At 61.5% G+C, this 2,910-nt stretch carries 3 protein-coding genes and 2 pseudogenes; 1 reads left to right on the plus strand and 4 read right to left on the minus strand.

Features of this window, described 5'->3' with window-relative positions:
- On the minus strand, positions 1 to 321 hold a 321-nt coding region (locus tag E5W87_RS34850), incomplete at its 3' end, for a hypothetical protein (protein ID WP_292408340.1).
- Between the two features lie 242 nt (positions 322 to 563).
- Positions 564 to 968, minus strand: a pseudogene (locus E5W87_RS34855) (site-specific DNA-methyltransferase); the annotation flags it as partial.
- Between the two features lie 468 nt (positions 969 to 1,436).
- On the opposite strand from E5W87_RS34855, the gene E5W87_RS36240 reads away from it, so the two are divergent.
- Positions 1,437 to 1,586 (plus strand): sulfotransferase, encoded by a 150-nt coding sequence (locus E5W87_RS36240; RefSeq protein WP_367118913.1) that lies wholly within the window; start codon positions 1,437 to 1,439, stop codon positions 1,584 to 1,586.
- Between the two features lie 96 nt (positions 1,587 to 1,682).
- On the opposite strand, the gene E5W87_RS34860 is transcribed toward E5W87_RS36240, so the two are convergent.
- A complete protein-coding gene (locus tag E5W87_RS34860) occupies positions 1,683 to 2,375 on the minus strand; it encodes a gamma-glutamylcyclotransferase (RefSeq protein ID WP_292408343.1) in 693 nt (230 codons plus the stop codon).
- Positions 2,376 to 2,704: 329 nt separating this feature from the next.
- Positions 2,705 to 2,910 (minus strand): annotated as a pseudogene (locus E5W87_RS34865) (IS110 family transposase); the annotation flags it as partial.

Consider the following 2,910-nt stretch of genomic DNA (forward strand, 5'->3'; position numbering starts at 1 on the left):
CACCTGCTCGATCGGCTTGCCGTCCAGGCCTGAGTGCTCGTTGACCGAGGTCTCCTTCCAGCGGCCGCGTGCCTTGAGCCAGAAGATCGCGGCGATGACCGCTTCACGACCTTCGCCCGTTGCCTTGCGGAAGAGGTTCTCCGCCACCTTGGCATTGGCTTTGGTGTGGCCAAAAGCCAGTTCGTGTTTATAGTGTTTGCGCAGCGTCTTCGCATCGATACCGACCATGCCGGCAATGTCCGCCTCCGGAACACCATAGCCTGCCAGCGCCTCTACCTGACGGCGATGAAAAGCATCCGGCTGATGGCTGGGGCGGCCCATCTCAGCTCTCTCCGTTTCCGATGTGCTGCCTCGCCTTCGAGATAGGCATGTCTTGCCCCGAAGGGTCCGTGTACACGGGGGATTTGGCGAAGCCGCGGGTCCGGCTGGGGTCGGGGTCCATCCCGAACCTGAACAGCCACAAACCGCACGTGCTGACGGACACTCCCGAACCTCGGCGGGTTGATAGACGCAGCAGTCCAGACATTTGTGGCGTATCGTCTGGAGGATGGCTGTCTTGGTGGTCATGGCCTGGTTCCGATCCGCTCAAGCTTTACGTCGGCAAAGCTCTGGCCGTCGGCCTCCAGGATCGCCATGCTGCCTGTAAACGCCTGCCAGCGCAGCACTGCGACATCGACATAGGCTGCGTTCAGTTCGATCGCATGACAGAAGCGGCCGGTCATCTCGGCTGCGATGATCGTGGTGCCGGAGCCGCAGAACGGCTCATAGACTGCCTGCCCGGGCGAGGAGTTGTTCTCGATGGGTCGACGCATTCATTCGACGGGCTTTTGCGTGCCGTGGCCAGTGTCCGACTTTCGATGAGGAATGGCCCAGACGGTGGTTTGCTTGCGATCACCCGCCCAGTGGCCTTTCTTGCCCTTCCTGACGGCATACCAGGCCGGCTCGTGCTGCCAGTGATAGTCCCCGCGGCCGATGACCAGCGGGCATCCGATGTGCTGCAAATCGACGAAGCTCGACATCCAGGCGCTGATCGACAGTCTCGGCCTTGACCACGGCTCGATGCATGACGATCTGGTCGGGCTGTTTGTTTGCTCAAATTGCAAGGCTGCTGGCCGTGACCGCCGGCAGGTGTTTTTCACATGCATTCCTGACTACGAAGGCCAGCAGCGGGCGCGCAATCGCGACTGGAAGGAAACTTTCGAACGAAGGGGCTGAAAGTGGCCGGCGCCGCTTGGGGGGGCGTTGGGGTAGATTTGCCTGTAGGGCGCCGGCCGGGCGGATTGGGGTCCGCCGTTGGAAAGTACCGAACTTGGCGATTTGGGTAAGTCCGCGATCACGGAATGTGGTGAGGCGGTTGACGACCCTCAGTCCTTTGCATCGTCGCCGTCTTGCACAGAGCCATCGTTTTCAACTGGCGGGCTTTCTAACCCGGCCAGTTGAGCAACGCTGCCGCCCGAGCGCCTTCTTACTTATCAGGTCTCCGAAGGGCGGGGCCGCTTTGTGCCTTTCTCGGTGTACAATTGCCTTCGGAACCGTTTCCCCGAACCAATTCGACTGCCGAATTTCGTGCTCGCATGGGGCGCTGAACGACCGGTTGCCACCGGGAGCCGCCTTCTGCGCCGGGTACCAGCGTCAGGTTTTCACCACTAGTGGTCATGGTCTGAGGGTTGAGTCCCGTTGGCTCATTTCGCGGGAAGATCTTCGGCCGTCGACGCTTCGATGCGTTCGGCTACCAGCTCCTGCAAACACCACAATTGGCTGTCGTGAATCCCCATACCTTCAAGGTGACTCACAGTGCTGTGAAGATAGTCGGCCATGGAACCCCACGGACCGCACGCGACCGCGAGCGCGTCGGCGATCTGTTCCAGCGACAGCCCGCGGACACAGCGTCCGCTGTTCCGGTTAATAACAAAGGTGATCGCTTGGAGCGGTCCGTTCTCGGTGCGAACATTCACCCAGCGCGGCGAATGAGCGGACGGCTTGGCGCGCATCTCACGACGAAAGAGCCTGCCGAGATTGGCCTCGATAGCATCCGGCGGCAGGCGATAGACCGCGCCCTTGCACTGCCCGCCACGGTCGAGCGACAACATGAGACCGGGTTTGCTGTCCGATCCACGAAACCACCGGTCCCAACCGAGGCAGAAGGAGCGGTGCCACCCGGGCACGAAGCCTACCCGCTGCTCCACGAAATCACAGGCCGGGTTCCACATCAGAGATCCATAGGCAAAGAGCCAGACCTCATCAGCTGACGGTGCGGCGGCTAGTATCGCCCGGACGGTGTCATCATGGTCGGCGTCGGACGGCGCGGTGAAGGGCTGTGGCAGACAATCGTCCGCACTGAGGACTCTGGCGATCAGCTCGGGCGTTAGCCGCATTCGACTTGGTTTCGGGACCATCGCTCGCTACACTCGCAGCAGACGACCAAGGCATCAAGTGTCATGTGTGGATGCCCCCGTTGATGCAAGGGGATTTTCAAACGTCGAGGGCATGTGATCGGTGCGGTCATGTGTCAGGCCTCGCTGTTGCGGCGCTTCACATGCCGCGGGGCCGGTATGGAGATGCGCGGATCAGGTGCGGATCAGATTTGCGAGCTCGTGGCTCCGTACACTTGAATGCTTTTCCTGGTCCCGATCTTGTCGATCATTTGCCCTTACTGTTCGTTGCTCTCCTCACATCCCCGACGGACCGGCGGCTCGATCGTCGATCAAGCTGATGCCGCCGCCGGATCCCGGTAGTTCTCCCTCTTCGTCAGCATGGCCCATGCCGACCGCGCCATCTTGTTGGCCAGTGCGATGGCAACCAGCATAGGCGGTTTACGCGCCAGCATGCGCGCCAGCCACGATCCTTCAGGCTGGCCCTTCCGAGCCGCCCATCGGACAACCGCCATCGCCCCGACGATTAATAGGCGCC

This window comes from Mesorhizobium sp., from assembly GCF_004962925.1.
GTDB lineage: Bacteria > Pseudomonadota > Alphaproteobacteria > Rhizobiales > Rhizobiaceae > Mesorhizobium.

What these genes read in the sequence shown, in the direction of transcription:
- E5W87_RS34860 (WP_292408343.1), bottom strand. Translation starts at nt 2,375, where the DNA reads ATGCGGCTAACGCCCGAGCTGATCGCCAGAGTCCTCAGTGCGGACGAT.